The 21006-nt window shown below is 61.8% G+C and carries 18 protein-coding genes; 5 read left to right on the top strand and 13 right to left on the bottom strand.

Annotation, left to right across the window (positions count from 1 at the left end; genetic code table 11):
• Positions 1–84: 84 nt before the first annotated feature.
• The 5 genes from rbfA (at position 85) to HW090_RS14820 (ending at position 4745) form a co-directional block, all read left to right on the top strand.
• Entirely contained in the window at positions 85–483 is a 399-nt protein-coding gene (rbfA, locus tag HW090_RS14800; protein ID WP_179114231.1) for a 30S ribosome-binding factor RbfA, read from the top strand.
• A 3-nt stretch (positions 484–486) separates the two neighbouring features.
• The gene (gene truB / locus HW090_RS14805; RefSeq protein ID WP_179114232.1) at positions 487–1404 is read left to right on the top strand and encodes a tRNA pseudouridine(55) synthase TruB; all 918 of its coding nucleotides are present in this window, start codon (positions 487–489) and stop codon (positions 1402–1404) included.
• A 115-nt stretch (positions 1405–1519) separates the two neighbouring features.
• The gene (gene rpsO, locus HW090_RS14810) at positions 1520–1789 is read left to right on the top strand and encodes a 30S ribosomal protein S15 (protein WP_179114233.1); all 270 of its coding nucleotides are present in this window, start codon (positions 1520–1522) and stop codon (positions 1787–1789) included.
• A gap of 162 nt (positions 1790–1951) precedes the next feature.
• The gene (pnp, locus tag HW090_RS14815) at positions 1952–4060 is read left to right on the top strand and encodes a polyribonucleotide nucleotidyltransferase (RefSeq protein WP_179114234.1); all 2109 of its coding nucleotides are present in this window, start codon (positions 1952–1954) and stop codon (positions 4058–4060) included.
• A 310-nt stretch (positions 4061–4370) separates the two neighbouring features.
• Entirely contained in the window at positions 4371–4745 is a 375-nt protein-coding gene (locus tag HW090_RS14820) for a BON domain-containing protein (RefSeq protein WP_179114235.1), read from the top strand.
• Between the two features lie 96 nt (positions 4746–4841).
• Here the strand turns inward: HW090_RS14820 and HW090_RS14825 are convergent, their stop codons facing one another.
• The 13 genes from HW090_RS14825 to HW090_RS14885 all read right to left on the bottom strand — a co-directional run bounded on the left by HW090_RS14825 (position 4842) and on the right by HW090_RS14885 (position 20999).
• A complete protein-coding gene (locus HW090_RS14825) occupies positions 4842–5195 on the bottom strand; it encodes a DUF1304 domain-containing protein (RefSeq protein WP_179114236.1) in 354 nt (117 codons plus the stop codon).
• Between the two features lie 43 nt (positions 5196–5238).
• Positions 5239–8133 carry a DUF748 domain-containing protein gene (locus HW090_RS14830; RefSeq protein ID WP_179114237.1) on the bottom strand — a complete coding sequence of 965 codons (2895 nt, stop codon included), beginning with the start codon at positions 8131–8133 and terminating at the stop codon, positions 5239–5241.
• Between the two features lie 126 nt (positions 8134–8259).
• On the bottom strand, positions 8260–9927 hold the full coding sequence (gene pgi, locus HW090_RS14835) for a glucose-6-phosphate isomerase (protein WP_179114238.1): 1668 nt from the start codon (positions 9925–9927) through the stop codon (positions 8260–8262).
• Positions 9928–10090: 163 nt separating this feature from the next.
• Complete coding sequence (panD, locus tag HW090_RS14840) at positions 10091–10471, bottom strand: aspartate 1-decarboxylase (RefSeq protein WP_179114239.1); 381 nt, start codon at positions 10469–10471, stop codon at positions 10091–10093.
• Positions 10472–10561: 90 nt separating this feature from the next.
• Complete coding sequence (gene panC / locus HW090_RS14845) at positions 10562–11416, bottom strand: pantoate--beta-alanine ligase (protein ID WP_179114240.1); 855 nt, start codon at positions 11414–11416, stop codon at positions 10562–10564.
• Positions 11413–12213, bottom strand: coding sequence for a 3-methyl-2-oxobutanoate hydroxymethyltransferase (gene panB, locus HW090_RS14850; RefSeq protein WP_179114241.1), 801 nt, complete (start codon positions 12211–12213; stop codon positions 11413–11415). Before panB ends, panC begins: the two co-directional genes overlap by 4 nt.
• 242 nt (positions 12214–12455) lie before the next feature.
• A complete protein-coding gene (folK, locus tag HW090_RS14855) occupies positions 12456–12956 on the bottom strand; it encodes a 2-amino-4-hydroxy-6-hydroxymethyldihydropteridine diphosphokinase (RefSeq protein ID WP_179114242.1) in 501 nt (166 codons plus the stop codon).
• Entirely contained in the window at positions 12956–14326 is a 1371-nt protein-coding gene (locus HW090_RS14860; protein WP_179114243.1) for a polynucleotide adenylyltransferase PcnB, read from the bottom strand. Before HW090_RS14860 ends, folK begins: the two co-directional genes overlap by 1 nt.
• Before the next feature lie 623 nt (positions 14327–14949).
• Positions 14950–16365, bottom strand: coding sequence for a sigma-54 dependent transcriptional regulator (locus HW090_RS14865; protein ID WP_179114244.1), 1416 nt, complete (start codon positions 16363–16365; stop codon positions 14950–14952).
• A gap of 21 nt (positions 16366–16386) precedes the next feature.
• On the bottom strand, positions 16387–19335 hold the full coding sequence (locus HW090_RS14870) for a sensor histidine kinase (protein WP_179114245.1): 2949 nt from the start codon (positions 19333–19335) through the stop codon (positions 16387–16389).
• Entirely contained in the window at positions 19319–19495 is a 177-nt protein-coding gene (locus HW090_RS14875; protein ID WP_179114246.1) for a hypothetical protein, read from the bottom strand. The genes HW090_RS14870 and HW090_RS14875 overlap by 17 nt, the downstream gene beginning before the upstream one ends.
• A 494-nt stretch (positions 19496–19989) precedes the next feature.
• Positions 19990–20283: a c-type cytochrome gene (locus HW090_RS14880; protein ID WP_179114247.1), complete on the bottom strand. Its 294-nt coding sequence runs from the start codon at positions 20281–20283 to the stop codon at positions 19990–19992.
• Positions 20284–20495: 212 nt separating this feature from the next.
• Positions 20496–20999, bottom strand: a complete 504-nt coding sequence (locus HW090_RS14885) for a hypothetical protein (protein WP_179114248.1) — start codon at positions 20997–20999, stop codon at positions 20496–20498.
• Positions 21000–21006: the final 7 nt, after the last annotated feature.

The following is a 21006-nucleotide window of genomic DNA, read 5'->3' on the forward strand; positions in this document are numbered from 1 at the left end:
GCTGGAAGCCAGGAATCGGAAGCCGCTCCAAAGCGTTTCCGGTTTCGAGCTTCCAGCTTTCGGCTTTTTAGTGAGGGCGATTCAATGGCCAAAGAATACAGTCGAACCCAGCGGATCGGCGACCAGATGCAGCGTGAACTGGCGCAACTGATCCAGCGGGAAATCAAGGACCCACGCCTGGGCCTTGTCACCATCACCGCTGTGGAGGTCAGCCGCGACCTGTCCCACGCCAAGGTGTTCATCACGCTCATGGGGCAGGATGAAGACGAGGCCGCGATCAAGGGCAACTTGCGCATCCTCAACGATGCCAATGGCTTCCTGCGTATGCAGATCGGCAAGGTGATGAAGCTGCGCAGCGTTCCACAGTTGCACTTCCACTACGATGCCAGCATTCGTAACGGTGCCCAGATGTACTCGTTGATCGAGCGGGCGCTGGCGGAAGACCGCAAGCATGAAGGCCGCAACGACGACGGTAAGGAGTGACGGGTGGCCCAGGTCAAGCGTATTCGTCGCAAGGTCGACGGTGTCATCCTGCTGGACAAGCCGCGTGGCTTCACTTCCAACGCAGCGCTGCAGAAGGTACGTTGGTTGCTCAATGCCGAGAAGGCCGGGCATACCGGTAGTCTCGACCCGCTGGCCACTGGCGTGTTGCCGTTGTGCTTCGGCGAGGCCACCAAGTTCTCCCAGTACCTGCTCGATGCCGACAAGGCCTACGAGACGGTCATGCAGTTGGGGGTGACCACCACCACGGCGGATGCCGAGGGTGAGGTGCTGGAGCGCCGCCCGGTAGGCGTTACACGTGAGCAACTGGAGGCTGCGCTGTCTGGCTTCCGTGGCGACATCCAGCAGGTGCCGCCGATGTATTCGGCGCTCAAACGCGATGGGCAACCCCTCTACAAGCTGGCCAGGGCGGGTGAAGTAGTGGAGCGCGAGCCGCGTTCTGTTACTATTGCCCGGCTCGAAGTGCTGGCGCTGGAGGGAGACAAGGCTCGTCTTGCCGTTTCCTGTAGCAAAGGCACTTATATCCGCACACTGGTTGAAGATATCGGGCACGTGCTGGGATGTGGTGCACATGTCGCGGAGCTGCGCAGGACACAGGCCGGGCCGTTCGACCTGAGCCAGACTGTCAGTCTCGAAGAGCTGGAGCACCTGCATGGCGAGTCGGGTGCCGAGGCGCTGGACGGTTTTCTCAAGCCGGTCGACAGTGGCCTGGAGGATTGGCCGGTGTTGCAGTTGTCCGAGCACAGCGCCTTCTACTGGCTCCATGGGCAACCTGTACGGGCACCTGATTCGCCAGCGTTCGGCATGTTGCGTGTGCAAGATCAGAATGGACGCTTCATCGGTATCGGTGAGGTGGGGGACGACGGGCGTATCGAGCCGCGTCGACTGATTCGGTCGGAATGACCGAAGCGTAACGCTGATACAGCGGTGCGTCATGAGGGTGGCTGTCAACAGGCACGGTCATACCTCTTACTCAACACGGGCAATGGCCCGGCCTGTTCACTTAGGAGTCCATGACATGGCACTGAGCGCTCAAGAAAAAGCCCAGATCGTTAGCGAGTACAAGCAAGCTGAAGTTGATACCGGTAGCCCGGAAGTGCAAGTTGCACTGCTGACTGCCAACATCAACAAGCTGCAAGACCACTTCAAGGCCAACGGCAAGGATCACCACTCCCGTCGTGGTCTGATCCGTATGGTCAACCAGCGCCGCAAGCTGCTGGATTACCTGAAGGGTAAAGACACCACTCGCTACAGCACCCTGATCGGTCGTCTGGGTCTGCGTCGCTAAGACGCAGGTGAGTCGGAAGCTGGAAGTTGGACGCTGGAAGCAGGGCATAGACCTCGCTTCCGGTTTCTGGCTTCCAGCTTCCGGCTTTCTGGGAATGGCAACGGGTCCGACTCCCGACATTTCCGGCAATTTCCCCAAAGGCAACAGAGAGAAGGAAAATCCGTGAATCCGGTAATCAAGAAATTCCAGTTCGGTCAGTCGACCGTTACCCTCGAAACGGGCCGTGTCGCTCGCCAGGCCTCCGGTGCCGTCCTCGTCAGCATCGACAATGACGTCACTGTCCTGGTCACCGTCGTAGCTGCCAAGAGCGCTGACCCGAGCAAGGGTTTTTTCCCGCTGTCGGTCCACTACCAGGAAAAGACCTACGCCGCTGGCAAGATCCCTGGTGGTTTCTTCAAGCGTGAGGCGCGTCCCTCCGAGAAAGAAACCCTGACGTCGCGTCTGATCGATCGTCCGATCCGTCCGCTGTTCCCGGAAGGCTTCCAGAACGAAGTGCAGGTCATCTGCACCGTGGTCTCCACCAGCAAGAAGACCGACCCCGACGTCGCTGCGATGATCGGTACGTCCGCTGCCCTGGCCGTCTCCGGCATTCCGTTCGATGGCCCGCTGGGCGCCGCCCGTGTAGCCTTCCATCCGGAAAGCGGCTACCTGCTGAACCCTAACTACGAGCAGCTCAAGGCTTCCAGCCTGGACATGGTCGTGGCCGGTACTCAGGACGCCGTGCTGATGGTCGAGTCGGAAGCCAAAGAGCTGACCGAAGACCAGATGCTGGGCGCCGTACTGTTCGCCCACCAGGAGTTCCAGGTCGTGATCCAGGCCGTCAAGGAGTTCGCCGCCGAGGCTGGCAAACCCGCCTGGAACTGGCAGGCACCGCAAGCCAACACCGTCCTGCTGGATGCCATTCGCAGCCAGTTCGGCGAAGCGATCAGCCAGGCCTATACCATCACCATCAAGCAGGATCGCTACAACCGTCTGGGCGAACTGCGCGACCAGGTGGTCGCGGCACTGGGGGGCGAAGGTGAAGGCCAGTTCGCTGCCGATGCGGTCAAGGCTGCCTTTGGCGAGATCGAATACCGCACCGTTCGCGAGAACATCGTCAACGGCAAGCCGCGTATCGACGGCCGTGACACCCGTACCGTGCGCCCGCTGGCCATCGAAGTCGGCGTGCTGGACCGTACCCACGGTTCCGCGCTGTTCACCCGTGGCGAAACCCAGGCTCTGGTCGTTGCCACCCTCGGTACCGCCCGCGATGCGCAACTGCTCGACACCCTGGAAGGCGAGAAGAAAGATCCCTTCCTGCTGCACTACAACTTCCCGCCTTACTCGGTGGGCGAGTGTGGTCGCATGGGTGCCACCGGCCGTCGCGAAATCGGCCATGGTCGTCTGGCCCGTCGTGGCGTTGCTGCCATGCTGCCGAGCGCCGACCAGTTCCCCTATACCATTCGCGTGGTATCGGAAATCACCGAATCCAACGGTTCCAGCTCGATGGCCTCGGTCTGTGGCGCTTCCCTGGCGCTGATGGACGCAGGCGTACCGCTGAAGGCGCCGGTGGCCGGTATCGCCATGGGCCTGGTCAAGGAAGGCGAGAAGTTCGCCGTTCTGACCGACATCCTCGGTGACGAAGATCACCTGGGCGACATGGACTTCAAAGTGGCCGGTACCGCCAAAGGTGTTACCGCGCTGCAGATGGACATCAAGATCCAGGGCATCACCGAAGAAATCATGGAGATCGCCCTGAACCAGGCGCTGGAAGCGCGCCTGAACATTCTGGGTCAGATGAACCAGGTCATTGCCGAGTCGCGTAGCGAACTGTCGGCCAATGCCCCGACCATGATTTCGATGAAGATCGATCAGGACAAGATCCGCGACGTCATCGGCAAGGGCGGCGCGACCATTCGCTCTATCTGCGAAGAAACCAAGGCCTCGATCGACATCGAGGACGACGGTTCGATCAAGATCTTCGGCGAAACCAAGGAAGCGGCCGAGGCTGCCAGGCAGCGCGTGCTGTCCATTACCGCCGAGGCCGAAGTTGGCAAGATCTACGTCGGCAAGGTCGAGCGCATCGTTGACTTCGGTGCCTTCGTCAACATCCTGCCGGGCAAGGATGGTCTGGTGCACATCTCGATGCTGAGCGATCAGCGTGTCGAGAAAGTCACCGATATCCTCAAGGAAGGCCAGGAAGTCGAAGTGCTGGTGCTGGACGTGGACAACCGCGGTCGCATCAAGCTGTCGATCAAGGACGTCGCTGCCGCCAAGGCATCCGGCGCCTGAATCCTGCCTGAGTGAAGAAAAGGCCCTGCGGGGCCTTTTCTTTTGCCTGCAGGTTTCTGGATCGCCCGCTGGAGTCAGTCGGCGCAATGCCGGAGGTTCTTTCTTGAGTCGCTCGTATCATTGCAAGTTGCATGGCGACGAGTGGCCAGAACATGCAGAGTGCATGTTTCATGTACCTGTTTGTTATTTTAACTTGTTGATATTAAAGGATTAATTTTTTAATCCTGGTTGGCACGTCGCTTGCGATATTCATTGGGCAACCTGCACATGAAGACCTATTGCAGGAATAACGAAGAACAGGAGTGCCACCATGTACAACGTCAAGAAACCTCTGACCGCCGCCGCTATCGCCGCTGTAATGAGCTTGCCACTGGCCGGTGTTGCCCTGGCTGACAGTCATGCGGGGCAGAGCAAGTCCGAGGAAGTGCTGCACAAGGCCGGTGAGAAAGCTCACGAGGCTGGAGAAGTCGTCTCGGATACCTGGATCACCACCAAGGTCAAGTCGTCCCTGTTGGCTGAAAGTGCAACGTCGGGCACCGATATCAAGGTCGAGACCAAGGACGGCATCGTTTCGTTGTCCGGCACTGTGGCAAGCGAGGCCGAGCGCAAGCTGGCCATCGAGAAAACCAAAGCGATCAAGGGTGTACGGGATGTCTCCGCTGATGGCCTGAAGTTCGTCGACTAAGTCGATCGGTTGAGAAAAGCCCCATGCATTGCATGGGGCTTTTTGTTTTATGGGCTGTCGTCATGGTGAGTGAGCCCAACAGGTCTGTGTCCGAATTCAGAGGCCGAAGAACAGGCAGAGCAGCGCAGCGGCTGCGGGCAGTGCCTGGATCAGGAGGATCTTGCGGCTGGCAGTCAGGCCGCCAAAGATGCCGGCCAGCAGAACGCAGGAAAGGAAAAACAGCGTGAACTCATTGCCATCGTTTCCCTTGAGCAGGCCATAGATCAGGCCCGCAGCCAGGAAGCCGTTATACAGCCCCTGGTTGGCTGCCAGTGTCGCAGACTGATGGGCGAATTCCTGGCTCAGGCCGAAGGTGCGTCTTCCGCTGGGCTTCTGCCACAGGAACATCTCCAGCACGACGATATAGGCATGGATGATGATCACGAGGACGATCAGGCTATTGGCAATCATGCGGTCTGCTCCTTTGAGTCAGTTGGCCTTTGCGTCGTGTTGTTCATTCACTGCCGAGGTGCAGTGCCGTGGCGACCTTGCCGTTCTCCTGCGCATCGGTAAGGCCGCTGTCCAGCAGGTAGACACGCTCGTCCTGCAAGCCGGCCTGGTCGACCAGATACGCCTTGATGCTGGCTGAGCGTTCCTGGCTCAAACGGCGCAGCAGGGCGGTGTTGTCGCTCCATGAGTCGATGACGGCCTGTTTCATCTTGGCTGTGCGTTCGTCCCGGGAGAGTTCGCGCCATTCGGCTGGGGGCTGCTGTTTCAAGCGTGTGCGATAGATGCCTTCCAGCAGTGCGCCCCTGTCGCTGTCTTCCACACGCAACGTATCCGCGCTGGCCGGTACGGCGTCGCCACGGCGTTGCTGCATCTTGTAGAGAATGCTGCGGTATTCGCGCTCCAGGCGCTCCTCCGCGATCAATGGACCATCGCTGCTGGCCGCGCTCATGCCTTCGACTTCCAGGCGCAGGGCGGGGCGCTGTTGCAGGCCCTTGGCCAGGGTATCCAGGGATTGCTTGGCCGTGCTGTCCAGCTCGCTGCTGCCGGGGGTGAACAGGACCTGGCTGAGATCGCCATGGTCGCCCGCGACCAGCCCACCGATGAACTTGAAGGGCGCCTGCGCCGCGCGCAGTACGAGGTTGCGCAAGGTCTGCCAGACGATCGGCATGACGCTGAACTGCGGGTCATCGAGGTTGCCGCGCAGCGGAAGCTCCAGCGAGATGGTGCCCTTGGTGTCCTTGAGCAGTGCCACTGCGAGTTTGATGGGCAGGTCCACGGCGTTGGGGCTGTCGACCTTTTCCCCGAGTTGCAGCTGTTCCAGTACCACTTTGTTTTCCGCACTCAATTGCCGGCCTTGTATCCGGTAGTGCAGGTCGAGGTTGAGACGGCCCTTGCGGATGCGGTAGCCGGCGAACTTGCCCGAGTAGGGCGTCAGCGTGGTCAGTTCGACCTGTTTGAAGCGTGTGGCGATGTCGAGGCTTTGCAGTGGATCGAAGGGCGTCAGGCTGCCCTTGATGCTGACCGGCGCATAGCGGTCGACCTTGCCATCGATGGAGATCGTGGCGGCCTTGGCCTGGCGGTTGTCGATGGTGCCGATGCGGCCGTTGAGCTGTTGTATGGCGGTCGCGAATGGCTGGGGCAGGCTGAAATCGGCGAAATTGGCCGAGCCGTCGGCCAGTGACACTTCGCCGATATGGATGCCCAGAGGCTTGCTGGACGTGGTCGCGGCCGGTTGCTTGGGGGCGGATGAGGGCGTGTCGATCAGCAGTTCGTTGATGTTGGTGGTGAGGTCTTCGTTGACCACGAAACGGGCATAAGGCTGGGTGAGCTTGATGCTGCCGATGCTCAGCAGGTCCTCGTGGCGGTAGTCGAGTCCTTCGAGCTGCAGGCGCTGCCATTTGACGAAGTCGCGGTCCTTCAAGGTGTCCAGCGTATGCAATTGCCGGATATCAGCGTTACCGCTGATCTTGAATGCCAGCGGCTCGATGTTCTGCAGGTCGATGTCCAGTGCGCTGTCCAGCAGGCCGCTGCGCAGCTCCAGGCGAATGAAGGGCTCCAGATAGGCCTGTGCGATGCGCAGGTCGATGTCCTTGCTGGTGACCGAGAAGGCTCCGCTCATGGGCTGCAATTGCACCTGGCCCTTCGCCTTCAGCTTGCCCTGTTTGCCGATGCCGGTATCGAGTGCCAGTTTGAAAGGCGAGGTTCCCTGGCTGTCGAAGGCTTGCAGGTCGAGATCGAGGGGGCCGACCAGCAGATCGACCTTCCGCGCGGGTTGCCGGTCTGCCAGGTGAATCTGGTAGCCGCGCAACTGGGCGTCATGCAGCAGGACCTGCCAGGCGGGGCCAGGTTCTGCTTCGGGGGCTTGTGTCGGCTCTGGTTCCTTCGCCGGCGTGTCCGGTGTTTTCAGCAGCGTCTGCCAGTCCAGTTGCCCATTGGCTTCACGGGCCGCCCAGGTTTCCAGTTTGCTGCTGCGCAGGGTTCCGATGACCAACTGGCGCTTGGCCAGGTCGAGGCTGCTATCGCCCAGTTCGATGCTTTCCAGGCGCAGCAATGGGCGCCCGGCATCCGTGTCGATGGCCAGGGGCGCAAGGGCGATGGCAATATCGCTCAGCTTCAGGTCGAGCTCTTCGGCGAGGGAGAAGCTGTATGCGGTGCTGAGTTGCGCCACGCCTTGCTTCAGGTCGAGTGGCACGGCATTGCGGACATAAGGCCAGAACGGCTGCAGCGCCAGTTGGCTGATCTTCAGTTGCCCGCTGGAAGCCAGTGGGGAAATGCTCAGTTGCCCCTGCCATTCGATCTGCCCGCCATTCGCGTCCATGGCCGTGAGGCTGGCCTGGCCATTGCGTTCGGGCAGGGTACTCAAGTCATGCAGGACGATGTCCAGCGGCTGGTAGTTCAGGTCGACGCCTTCTCCCGGTCGCTGGTCGTTGAAACGCAGGCTGCCGGCATTCAGGCGCAGTTCGTCGATGACGACCGGGAAGATGCCTTTCTCCTCGGGCGGAGGCGTTTCATCGGTGCTCTCGGGCAGATTCAGCATCTGTACCAGGTTGAGCCCGCCGTCCTTGTCGAATACGACCTGCACACGTGGATTGTCCAGCTCCAGTGCACTCAAGTGCAGGCGCCGCTGCCAGAGGCTGCTCCAGTTCAGGTTGGCCCGCAGGCGCTGGAAGGCCACCTGCTCATCGCCGACCTGGCCCAGGCGCAGGTTGAAGAGGGTGAGGTCAAGCGTGAACGGGTTGAACTCCAGGCGTTCGAGTTGCGCCGGGACGTTGCTGTAGAGGGCCAGTTGCTGGTTGGCGATGCGCTGCCCGACCCCGGGCACGATCAGGAACCCCAGCAGGGCATAGAAGACAATGAAAGTCGCCAGGGCCGTGAGGGTTCGTTTCATTCCTTTTGGCATGGATCTCATTCCTTCTGGTTCTGACTGGCGATGCCGCGCTGACGGTCGTGACATGACTCCGAGCGTTGTCGAAGTATGTCACGTCGGACACTTCCGATGGCCTTCGGTTTCCCGTGATGACAGCGATCAGCCGCGATGACGGCCACGGAAGTAATCGACCAGACCCTGGGTCGAGGCGTCTTCCGCCGTGTCGCTGTCGTAGCTGGTCAGCCGTTGATAGACGCTTTTGCCCAGGTCCTTGCCCAGTTCTACACCCCATTGGTCGAAGGCGTTGGTGCCCCAGATCACGCTCTGCACGAAGACCTTGTGCTCGTAGAGCGCGATCAGGGCGCCGAGCCTGCCTGGGCTGAGGCTTTCCATGACCAGGGTGTTACTCGGGCGGTTGCCGGGAATCACCTTGTGCGGTGCCAGGCGCTGCACATCCTGCTCGGGCAGGCCCTTGTCGCGCAGTTCGGCTTGCGCTTGCTCGAGGGTCTTGCCGAGCATCAGCGCCTGGCTTTGCGACAGGCAGTTGGCATACAGCCAGGCATGGTGATCGGCGACCGGGTTGTGGCTGACCACCGGGACGATGAAGTCCGCCGGAATCAGCGGCGTGCCCTGGTGCAGCAACTGGTGGTAGGCGTGCTGGCCATTGCAGCCAACACCCCCCCAGATCACCGGGCCGGTGCTCGTCGCGACCGGGCTGCCATCCTGGCGGACGTTCTTGCCGTTGGACTCCATGTCCATCTGCTGCAGGTGCTTGACGAAGTTTCTCAGGTAATGGTCATACGGCAGGAACGCATAGCTCTGGGCGCCCCAGAAGTTGTGGTACCAGATGCCGAGCATCGCCAGCAGCACTGGCATGTTGCTTTCGAAGGGCTCGTTGAGAAAGTGCTGGTCCATGCCATAGGCGCCCGAGAGCAGGTCCTTGAAGTTGGACATGCCGATGGCCAGGGCGATGGGCAGGCCGATGGCCGACCACAGCGAGTAACGCCCGCCAACCCAGTCCCACATCGGGAAGATGTTCCGCTCGCGGATGCCGAACTCGATGGCCGCCTGGATATTGCTGGTTACCGCGATGAAGTGACGATAGAGCTTTTCCTCGCTGCCGCCGCGCGACAGGTACCAGTTCCGTGCGGCCTGGGCGTTCTTGAGGGTTTCCAGGGTGCCGAAGGACTTGCTGGAGACGATGAACAGCGTGGTTTCCGCGTTCAGGTTGGCCATCACCTCGCGGAATTCGCTGCCGTCGATATTGGCCAGGTAATGGCAGCGGACGCCGGACTGCTGGGTAAAGGGCAGCAGGGCCTCGGAGACCAGTTGTGGCCCGAGGAAGGAACCGCCGATGCCGATGTTGACGACATCGGTGATCGGTTTGTCGCTGTAGCCACGCCAGAGGTTGTTATGGATGCGCCCGACGATATCGGTCATCTGTGCCAGGGCGCCATGCACGTCGCGCATGAGGTTGCGCCCGTCGACGATCAGGCTGTCACCCATCGGCCGGCGCAGGGCCGTGTGCAGCGCGGGGCGACGTTCGGAGGCATTGACCTGCTCGCCATTGAACATCGCGTGCGCCGCCTGCTCCACGCCCGCCTCGCGCGCGAGGTTGACCAGCAGTTCACGTGTGGTGGCGGTGATGAGGTTCTTCGAGTAGTCGAGGAACAGGCCGCTGTTCTCCGTCGAGAAGCACTCGAAGCGCTGCGGATCAGCCTTGAAGGCTTCGCGCATGTTGAAGTCCTGCATGAGCAGGCGATGCTCCTGGAGTGCTTGCCAGGATGGGAGACTGGTGACGTCGATGGGGTGCAGGTAGTGGCTCATCGTGGGCGGCTTTCCTTTGAACCTGTTCGTGATCTTTTACGGCAGTTCCGGGCAGATTGCTTCTGGTTTCTTGACGATACCGATTACCAGGCCCCGTGGGGCGAGGTTGTGAACGGGTTCTTGCCGACGATGGATGGCCCGGGTCCTTCCGGGCAGGGTGGGATCAGGCCACCTGAACCGGGATGGCGTTGCTGGTATGGCTCAGCTCGCCATCGGCACCCATATAAAGGACATGGGGTTTGAAGCTGGCCAGTTCGGCTTCGCTGTAGTGCGCATAGGCGCAGATGATCAGGCGATGGCCCTTGTCGGCCTTGTGTGCCGCTGCGCCGTTGACCGAGATGATGCGCGAGCCTGGTTCGCCGCGAATGGCGTAGGTGGTGAAGCGCTCGCCGTTGTCGACGTTGTAGAGCTGGATCTGCTCGTATTCACGGATGCCGGCCAAGTCCAGCCAGTCGCCGTCGATGGCGCAGGAGCCTTCGTAGTCGAGTACCGAGTGTGTGACCAGGGCGCGGTGCAGTTTTGCCTTGAGCATGATGGCATGCATGGCGGGGTCCTCCGGGTGCGCAAGCGGCGCAGAGTTTGCCCGATGCCTGGGATGCTAGGCAAGGCGTCGGGCGTTGATGGGGCGGTCGTTTCAGCCGTGCAGGCTGAAGGCCAGGTTGTCGATCAGGCGCGTCTTGCCCAGGTAGGCGGCGGCCAGGATGACCAGCTCGGTTGCCTGTGCATCTGCCGGACGCAGTGTCGAGGCTTCGCGTATTTCCAGGTAATCCGGTCGGAAGCCCGCAGCACTCAGTGCCGCGTTGCCTTCGGCGAGTAGCGCTGGATAGTCGCGGCGACCTTGCTCGATGGCATTGGCCAGCGTGCGCAGGGTCTGTTGCAGAACAGGGGCCTTCTGCAGTTCGTCGGGTGTCAGGTAGCCGTTGCGCGAGGAGAGCGCCAGGCCATCCGCCCGGCGGACGATGGGTTCGCCGATGATCTGCACGGGCATGTTCAGGTCGCGCACCATGTTGCGGATCACGGCCAGTTGCTGGAAGTCCTTCTCGCCGAACACGGCGATATCGGGCTGCACCATATTGAACAGCTTGGTGACGACGGTGGAGACGCCATCGAAGTGTCCGGGTCGGCTCTGGCCGCACAGGCCTTCGGATACGCCAGGCACCCTGACCTGGGTCTGGTATTGCATGCCGCCGGGGTACATTTCCTCGACGCCAGGGGTGAACAGCAAATGGCAGTTGGCTTCCACCAGTTTGGCCTGGTCGTCGGCGAGCGTGCGAGGGTAGCTGTCCAGGTCTTCGTTGGCACCGAATTGCAGTGGATTGACGAAGATGCTGGCGACCACGAAGTCGGCCCGCTGGCCGGCCTTCTTCACCAGGGCGATATGGCCGTCGTGCAGGTTGCCCATGGTCGGCACGAGGCCGATACGCTTGCCTTCACTGCGGGCGCGCGCTACGGCTGCACGCAGGTCGGCGACGGTTTTGACGATGTTCATGCGGAGAACCCATGTTCCTCTGCCGGGAATTCGGTGGTCTTGACGGCCTTGACGTATGCGCTGATGGCCGACTGGATATCCGGCTGCCCTTGCATGAAGTTCTTCACGAACTTGGGCGTGCGACCGCTGAGCGACAGGCCAAGCAGGTCATGCAGCACCAGTACCTGGCCGTCGGTGCCGCTGCCGGCGCCAATGCCGATCACCGGAATCTCGACAGCCTTGCTGATGCGTGTGGCGAGTTCGCTGGGTACGCATTCCAGCAGCAGCATGGCGGCGCCAGCCATTTCCAGTGCCCTGGCGTCTTCCACCATTTTGCGCGCGGCCGCTTCCTGGCGTCCCTGGACCTTGTAGCCGCCGAACAGGTTGACTGCTTGCGGGGTCAGGCCCATGTGCACGCACACGGGAATGCCGCGCTCTGCCAGGCGCTCGATGGCCTCGGCCAGCCAGGCGGCACCCTCCAGCTTGACCATGTGCGCACCGGCGCGCATCAGTTCGGCCGAGTTGTTCAGGGTCTGTTCGGGGGTGGCATTGGCCATGAAAGGCAGGTCGGCGACGATCATCGCGCCACGGTTGCCGCGTTTCACGCTGGCGGTGTGGTAGGCCATGTCGGCGACGCTGACAGGGAGCGTACTGTCGTGACCTTGCAGGACCATGCCGAGGGAGTCGCCAATCAGCAGCATCTCGACGCCCGCTTCGCTGCTGGTCTTGGCGAAGGTCGCGTCATAGCAGGTGAGCATGGCGATTTTCTCGCCCTTGCGCTTCATACCTTGCAGGGTGGTCAAGGTTACGTCTGGCATCTGTGCCGTCCTCATTGGGCTTGCCCGCTGGCTCGCGTGAGGTGGCGGGCAGGCTTTGTGGATCACGGTTGGTCCGTTTCATGAACGGATTTCCGGCCCCCTGCCGGGTTGCCGGTCGGGGCGCTTATAGTCCGGATGGAGGCTTGCCAAGTCAATCCGAAAGTACTGTCGGTGATGATGAGGAAAATGACAGATGGCGGCTTTTTATTGCCGTATCGCTGTTTTCATTGTTCTTTTGGCGATTATGTCGGTTGCGCTCGGTCGAGGCGCTCGAGTCCTTCGGGAGGGCAGGCGGCCAGCAGTTCGCCGAGCAGGCGGCCGTCGGCCAGGCGCAGCCGCTCGGGGGCGATCTCTGCCAGCGGGTAGAGCACGAAGGGACGGGCATGCATGTGGTAATGCGGAACCTGCAGGCGCGGCTCGTCGATCAGTCGCTCGCCGAACAGCAGGATGTCCAGGTCCAGGGTGCGTGGCCCCCAGCGCTCATCCTTGCGTACCCGGCCCTGTGCCAACTCGATCGCTTGCAGGGCATCGAGCAGTTCTAGAGGGGCGAGGCGGGTGTCGAGTGCGACGACCGCGTTGACGTAGCGAGGCTGGTCGGCGGGGCCGAGCGGGGCGCTGCCATAGAAGGCCGAGGTGGCGACTCGGCGGCTCTGAGGCAATCGGTCCAGGGCCGCCAGGGCGTTATCGAGCTGGGCTTGTGGCGTCGCCAGATTGCTGCCCAGGCCGATATAGACCCGTTCCATCACTGCTCGCCCGTGCGCTTGCGTCGACCGGTACGCTTGCGTTTGCGCGGTGCGCCAGTGTTTTCCTCGCGTGAGCTGAGCGCACGGATCATGCTGCGGCGTTCGCTGTCGTTGACTTCCTGGTACTCGGTCCACCAGTCGCCCAGGCCGTCGGTTCGCTCGCCGGCGCTTTCGCGCAGCAGCAGGAAGTCGTAGCCGGCACGAAAGCGGGGGTTTTCCAGCAGTTGGTCGGCGCGGCGTCCATGGCGGCGGGGCAGGCGCTCCTGCATGTCCCAGATTTCCCGCATGGGCAGGGTGAAGCGTTTGGGAATGGCAATGCGCTGGCACTGTTCCCAGATGATGTCGTGGGCGGCTTCCTGCAGGGCGGGAATGGGCGGGATGCCGCGCCCCTGCAGCTCCAGCGCGCGTGCCGGAAGCGCCGGCCAGAGCAGTGCGGCGAACAGGAAGGCCGGCGTGACCGGTTTGCCCTGGGCGATACGCAGGTCGGTATTGGCCAGGGCGTTGCGGATCAGTGTCTCGGTGTAGTCCGGCTCATGCTCCAGGGCTTCGGCGGTGGCCGGGAACAGTGGGGCGAACAGATCGTGTTCGAGTAGCAGGTCGAAGGTCTGCTCGGCCTTACCGGCCAGGAACAGCTTGAGCACTTCGTCGTACAGACGCGCTGCGGGAACGTCGAGCAGCAGGTCGGATAATTCGGCGATGGGCTCGGCGCTGTGGTGTTCGATCTCGAAGTCCAGCTTGGCGGCGAAGCGTACCGCGCGCAGCATACGCACCGGGTCTTCCTGGTAGCGCTGGCGTGGCGTGCCGATCAGACGTACCTGGCGGTTGCGGATGTCATGCACGCCATGGGTGTGGTCGAGAATGCGTTCGTTGCTCGGGTCGTAGTACAGGGCATTGATCGTAAAGTCGCGGCGCTGGGCGTCGTCCTCCAGCGTGCCATAGACGTTGTCGCGCAGGATGCGTCCGCTTTCGTTGCGCGAAGACACGGAGCTTTCCTCGTCATCCTCCGGATGATTGGCGCGGAAGGTGGCAACCTCGATGATTTCCCGACCGAAATGCACATGCACCAGCTTGAAGCGGCGACCGATCACCCTGGCATTGCGAAATTGCGCGCGGACCTGTTCGGGGGTGGCGCTGGTGGCGACGTCATAGTCCTTGGGCGCCATGTTCAGCAACAGGTCGCGGACGCAGCCGCCGACGACATAAGCCTGGTAGCCGGCCTGTTGCAGGCGCTCCACCACGTTGACTGCATTACGGCTGATCTCGCTGCGTTTCAGCGCGTGCTGCCGGCTGGACAGGATCGCCGGTGTCGAGCGAGAGAGCGGGAAACGGCGTAGGGGAGAACGTAGGGACTGGAACAGCTTTTTCAGCATATACAGGCACTGTATTGGAAAAATGGCGGACGGTCCGGCCAATGCCGGCAGGTACGAATCGAAGGGGATTCTAGCACCGGGCGCGGGGGGATGGTGGATAAAGCGCGGAAAGCACAAGGGGAGCCGAAGCTCCCCCGAAGAGTGTGACGTGCTTTGTTATTGTTGGTCCCGGGCAGATTGTTCTTGTTGTTACCCGTTTCCTCAGGCTATCGCCTTCGGAAATGCCCCTACTGAATGGGAGCAAAGAGCAAACGGATTGCTTTGGTCGCTGAGTTGCCGGTGATCGTCGATCCAACCAGTTCAGGCACTGCTTTGGCAGTCTTGTTGTTCTCGGCCTGGTCGTGGGGCGAACCCCGATGGCAAGTCCTCTCCAAAAGAATCAGTTAGCTACGCCTCCGCCTTTTTATCGTTGTTTTGCTGGAGCCGGTACGTTTTGTTCTTATTCTGGATGTGCTTGTTATTGTTGTTGTACGGAATATAGAGCATTTGCCGTGCCAATTTATAAAAAACCTTATAAATCAATGCATTGAGATTTTTTTGGAAGTTTTTTTCTAAGGCGTGCGAAGCGTTCGTTACCGAACGCCCCGTTTTTCTGTTACGACTTGATGACAGGTAACAACCCTTCAGGTCGTGGTGGTACCGGTCTTTCTGCGGGGGATACCCAGGCGCTGGCGGCGCTCCCAGAGGCATTTGCGGCTGATACCCAGTTTGCGCGCCAGTTCCGTCTCGGTCATGTGGTCCTGATGTTCCAGCACGAAATGCTGGAAGTAGTCTTCCAGTGACAGGTCTTCGGTCGGCTCGTTGCTGTTCGGGGTGCCAGAGGCGAAGGCGAGTTCGTCGAAATCATCTTCTTCCAGTGCGTCGAGTTCGATGTCGATGCCGAGCAGTTCCGCCTTGATCTCCGGGGCTTCGCTGAGGATGGCCGCCCGCTCGATGGCGTTCTCCAGTTCACGCACGTTGCCCGGCCAACTGTAGTACAGCATGGCCTGGCGGGCCTCCGGGGAGAAGCTCAGCGAGTCCAGCCCCTGCCGTTCGCGCTGGCGGGCGAGAAAGGCATCGGCGATGGCCAGGACGTCGGTGCCGCGTTCGCGAAGGGGCGGGAGCTTGAGGGCGATGACGTGCAGCCGGTAATAGAGGTCTTCGCGGAACTGCCCGGATTTGGACAGGGTTTTCAGGTCCCGGTGGGTCGCGGCGATCAGGCGCACGTTGACCTTGTGCGATTGCACCGAGCCGACCCGGCGTATCTCGCCTTCCTGCAGGACGCGCAGCAGGCGCGCCTGTGCCTCCAGTGGCAGTTCGCCGATTTCATCGAGAAACAGCGTGCCGCCGTCGGCGGCTTCCACCAGACCGGCGCGGCTGGCGCTGGCGCCGGTGAAGGCGCCTTTCTCATGGCCGAACAACTCGGATTCGATCAGCGTCTCCGGGATGGCGGCGCAGTTGACGGAGATCATCGGGGCTTTGGTGCGCCGCGAGAGGTTATGCAGGGCGCGCGCCACCAGTTCCTTGCCGGTACCCGACTCGCCGAGGATCAGCACGTTGGAGTCGGTGGGGGCGACCTTGCGGATCTTGCCGTAGAGATCCTGCATGGCTTCGCAGCGTCCGATGATACCGATATCACCGTCTGCGTCGCTGTCGCCACGGGTGTTACCGGTGGCGGCAGAGGGGCGTGCGGGCGTCGAGGCCGCCTGCTGGCGATCGTGCAGGATGCGGGCAATGGTCTGCAGCATTTCGTCGTGGTCGAACGGCTTGGCGATGTAGTCCACCGCGCCCAGCTTCATGGAATCCACCGCCGAGCGCAGGCTGGCATAGCTGGTCATGATCAGCACGGGCGTGCCTTCGGCCAACTGGATCAGTTCAGTGCCGGGCGCACCGGGCAGGCGCAGGTCGCTGACGATCAGGTCGAACGAGGCAAAGCTGTAGCGCTCCCTGGCTTCCTGTACCGAACCGGCTTCGCTGACGTCGTACTGGTTGCGTTCGAGCAGGCGGCGCAGGGCGGAGCGAATGATGGTTTCGTCTTCGACGATAAGAATATGTGGCATGGGTACTCTCTCGGCGGGACGCTAGTGCACAGCAGCGTCGACATGGCGCGGTAGCGTGATACGGAAACGGGTGCCACGCTGGGTTTCGAGGTTGGCCGGGCTGTCGATATCGATCTGGCCATAATGCTCTTCCACGATCGAATAGACCAGCGCGAGGCCCAGGCCAGTGCCCTGGCCGGGGTCTTTGGTGGTGAAGAAGGGCTCGAACAGGCGGTCCTGTATCGCGCGGGGAATGCCGCTGCCTTCGTCCTCGACGATCAGGTAGACGATCTGCTCCGAGACTTCGCTGGAGATGCGGATGCTGTCGCCGTCGCTGGACGCGGCGCGGGCATTGGACAGCAGGTTGATCAGCACTTGCGCCAGGCGTTGCGGGTCGCCTTCGACCTGGTGGTCGGGGTCGCACAGGTTGAGGTAGTGCACGTCGGCGCCCTGGCGATTGAGCGACAGTAGGGCGATGGCATCCTGGGTGATCTGCGACAGGTTGACCGGGTACAGGGCCTGCTGGCGGTTGCCGGCATGGGCGAAGCTCATCAGGGACTGGACGATGCGCGAGATGCGCTTGGTCTGCTCGATGATCTGGCTGCTGGTTTCGGTGATTTCCTCATCGTGCTCGTGCTCTTCCCGCAGATTCTGCGCGAGGCAGGCTATGCCGGTGACCGGGTTGCCGATCTCGTGGGCGACCCCGGCGGCCAGGCGACCGATGCTGGCCAGGCGCTCGGCGTGCACCAGCCGGTCTTCCAGGGTCTGGGTCTCGGTCAGGTCTTCGATCAGCAGCACCAGCCCGCTGTTGCCAGGGGCCAGGGGCGCATCGATGACGGCTTTGTGCAGGTTGAGCCAGCGGGTATCGCCGTCCAGGGACAGCTTTTTCTTGTAGAGGTGTTCATCCGGTTGCTGCACGAACCCGACCAGCAGGTCGCGCCAGGGCTGGGCGATGGTCGAAAGGCGCGAGCCGAGCGCCTGGCGTGCGGGCAGGCTGGTGAACTCTTCGAGGGCACGGTTCCACATGAGGATTTCCTGGTCTTCGGCCAGGGAACAGACGCCCATCGGCAGTTCCTGCAGGGTCTGGCGGTGGTAACGGCGCAGGGCGTCGAGTTCGGCGGCCAGGCCGGTCAGGCGCGAGTGGTACTCCTCCAGGCGGTTCTCGATGAAGTGGATATCCTCGGTGACATAGCCGGGGTTGCTGTCCTTGTAGGGCAGGAAGTTTTCCATGATGTCCTGGGCCACACTGGGGCCCATCAGGCCGGACAGGTTGGCCTCGATACGGTCGCGCAGACGCCGCAGGGCATAGGGGCGGTGCTCGTCGAAGGGCAGCTTGAGGTCGCGCAGGGCCTGTTCGACCTCGCGTTGCGCGGTACGGGCGCCGAGGGGCTTGGTCAGTTGTGCGGCGAATTCCTGGGGCGAGGCGACGATCAGTTCGCGCCGCTGTGGCCGGCGCAGGTTTTCCACCGCGCAGGCCTCGGCGGCGCTGTTTTCCTCGGGGCTGGCCTCGGTGAACAGCGAGACCAGGGCGAAGGTCAGCACGTTGGCCGTCAGCGCCGCGATGGCCGCCAGGTGCCAACTGGTGTCGTCCAGCACATAGACCAGGTTGAGCTGCGGAATATAGAAACCGTCCAGGTTGCCGATCAGTGGTAGCAGCATGCCGACGAACCAGACGCCGATGCCGGCCAGCAGGCCGGCGATGTAGCCCTTGCGGTTGGCCGTCGGCCAGTACAGCACGGACAACACGCCCGGCAGGAATTGCAGGGTGGCGACGAAGGCGACGATGCCCAGGTTGGACAGGTCCTTCTCGCCGCCGAGCAGCAGGTAGAAGCCGTAACCCGCCATGATGATGGCAAGGATCAGGCTGCGCCGCGTCCACTTCAGCCAGCGGTAGATATTGCCTTCGGTCGGGGGCTGGTAGAGCGGCAGCACCAGGTGGTTGAGGGCCATCCCCGAGAGCGCCAGGGTGCTGACGATGATCAGTCCGCTGGAGGCCGACAGGCCGCCGATGAAGGCCGCCAGGGCGAGCCAGTCGTTCTGCGTGGCGATGCCGATGCCCAGGCTGAAATACTCGGGCTTGGTCTCGACGCCCAGCTTGAGGCCGGCCCAGAGGATCAAGGGCACCGCCAGGCTCATCAGCAGCAGGTACAGCGGCAGGCCCCAGCTGGCGCTGACCAGTGCGCGTGGCGAGAGGTTCTCGGTGAAGGTCATGTGGTACATGTGTGGCATGACGATGGCTGAGGCGAAGAACACCAGCAGCAGGGTGCGCCAGGGGCCTTCCTGCAACGGTGCGTGCAGGGCGGCCAGTGCGCTCTTGTTCTGCAGCAGCCAGATATCCAGTTGCCCGGGGCCGCCGAACACCACCAGCAGTGCGTAGAGGCCGATGCCGCCGAAGCACAGCAGCTTGACCAGCGATTCGAAGGCGATGGCGAACACCAGGCCTTCGTGCTTCTCGCGGGTGGCGATGTGGCGAGCGCCAAAGAGGATGGTGAAGAGCATGATCAGCAGGCAGTAGCCCAGCGCCACGGCTTTCTGCTGAGAGGTATCGGTCAGCAGGCCGACGGTGTCGGCCACGGCCTGGATCTGCAATGCCAGGAGCGGCAGCATGCCGGTCAGCATCACCAGGGTGGTGAGGGCGCCACTCCAGGTGCTGCGAAAGCGGAAGGCGAACAGGTCGGCCAGCGAGGCCAACTGATAGGTACGCGTGATGCGCAATACCGGATAGAGCAGCACCGGTGCCAGCATGAAGGCGCCGCTGACGCCCAGGTAGGTGGCGAGGAAGCCGTAGCCGTACTGGTAGGCCAGGCCGACTGTGCTGTAGAACGCCCAGGCGCTGGCGTAGACCCCCAGCGACAGGGTGTAGGTCAGCGGGTGACGGATCACCGAGCGGGGAATGTGCCCGCGCTCGCTGAGCCAGGCGACGCCGAACAGCACCAGCAGGTACAGGGTGCTGAGCAGCAACAGGTGGCTGAGACTAAAGCTCGTCGGCATCACGTCGGCTCTGCAGGATGAAGGTTACGACGATAAGGATCAGCCACAGCAGGTAAGGGCGATACCAGGCGCCACTCGGGTCGATCCACCAGTCCATGATGGCGGGCGAAAAGAGGTAGATGCCCACTACCAGTAGCAGCACCAGTCGATAGATATACATGCGGCTCCCCGATGGCGGGCGGTGACAGGCCCGGGCGCGGATAGTAGCAAGAAGGCAGCTACGAGCGGCAAGCCGGACGTTGCAGGCTGGGGTGGCGTGCCTTGAAACTGGATTGGCAAGTTAAGTGGCCACTTGAGCACAAAAGCAATTGCGTTGTCCTGATGTTCGTGGCGTTGCGAACCCGGCCAACCCCTCTACGAAACACGCATGAACCCATCCATGGGGCTCTTCGTCGGCGTCCCTGCCGACGAAGGTTTCTCCGAGGGGTTGACCGGGATCGCAGTCAATACCGAAGTGACCAGAAGAAAAACACCGATATATGGCCAGCGCGCTTTTTCCACAGTCGCCTCGGAAGGCTCCGTCCCGCCACCTGGCATTCGCACAGAGGCGCTGTACCTGAGATCACTCAGTGCGCTCCATTGGCCCCTGATACAAAATGCCAATTCGGTCGCAAAGCCCGCGACACTGCATATGGCAATTACCCTGCGCTGTGATCAGAGGCTCAGAATCCACTCCGCCAGTGCACTGGCCTCGGCATCGCTGACGGCGCTGGGCGGCATGGGCAGGTCGCCCCAGGTGCCGGCGCTGCCGTTCTTGATGTTGCTGGCCAGGGTCGCTGCCGCGCCTTCCTTACCTGCGTAGCGGGCGGCGACATCTTTCAGTGCGGGGCCGACCAGTCGGTTTTCGAGGGTGTGGCAGGCTACGCAAGCCTTGGCCTGGAACAGCGCCTGGTCGGCATTCGCCGGCAGGCAGAGCAGCAGTAAGGGGATCGTCATCAGCTTTTTCATCGGTCATTCCTTGGCCGGGTCTTCGCCCGGTTGATGGCTATGGGGCTATATGCCAGTACAGCTTAGCCATCGCGGATTTTCCCGCGTTGATGATCGTCAATGGAGTGTTCAGATGCTGGTTTCGATGGTTCAGGCAGGCTGGGTGGACAGGCCTGCCTGCGGGATGAGCACTGCTGTGCTGAGAGATCCGCAGGCAAGCTTGTTCCGGGATTTTATTGGCAGACGGCGTTGTATACCGGGTCGTCATTGGAGAGTTGTGATACCTGTCCTTGTACCTCGCCGGCATCATTCAGCAGGACCTGCTCCCTGCTCGAACAGTTGAGCAGGTAGGCTTGCGAAGTGACGAGGTCGACGTGGGCCTTTTCAAACCGATAGAGGAAAAACTGTGCCAGTAACTGTCCTTCCTGTTCGGTTCTGACCATTTTCGCGGTATCCACCACGGTAAAGCCGGTTGTCATTGGGATGGCGAATGTCCAGGGGCGCCAGATGCTGGGTACCTGCTCGGTTCTCACGATAGAGGCCCCGTCAGGCAATTGTGTGCGCTTATGGTCGATCCAGGAGTACTCGTAGTAGATCTGGTAACTCAGCATGCCGATGCCGGCAAAAGCCGGAACGAACCACTTCGGCAGTTTCTTTCTAGTGACCATGCGCAGCAGCAGGGCGATGCCGGCGGCCCCAAGGCCTGCCGAAAAGAGTGCAACCAAATGCCAGATCATGATGTCC

Origin of the sequence: Pseudomonas sp. ABC1, assembly GCF_013395055.1 — a bacterium.
Classification (GTDB): domain Bacteria; phylum Pseudomonadota; class Gammaproteobacteria; order Pseudomonadales; family Pseudomonadaceae; genus Stutzerimonas.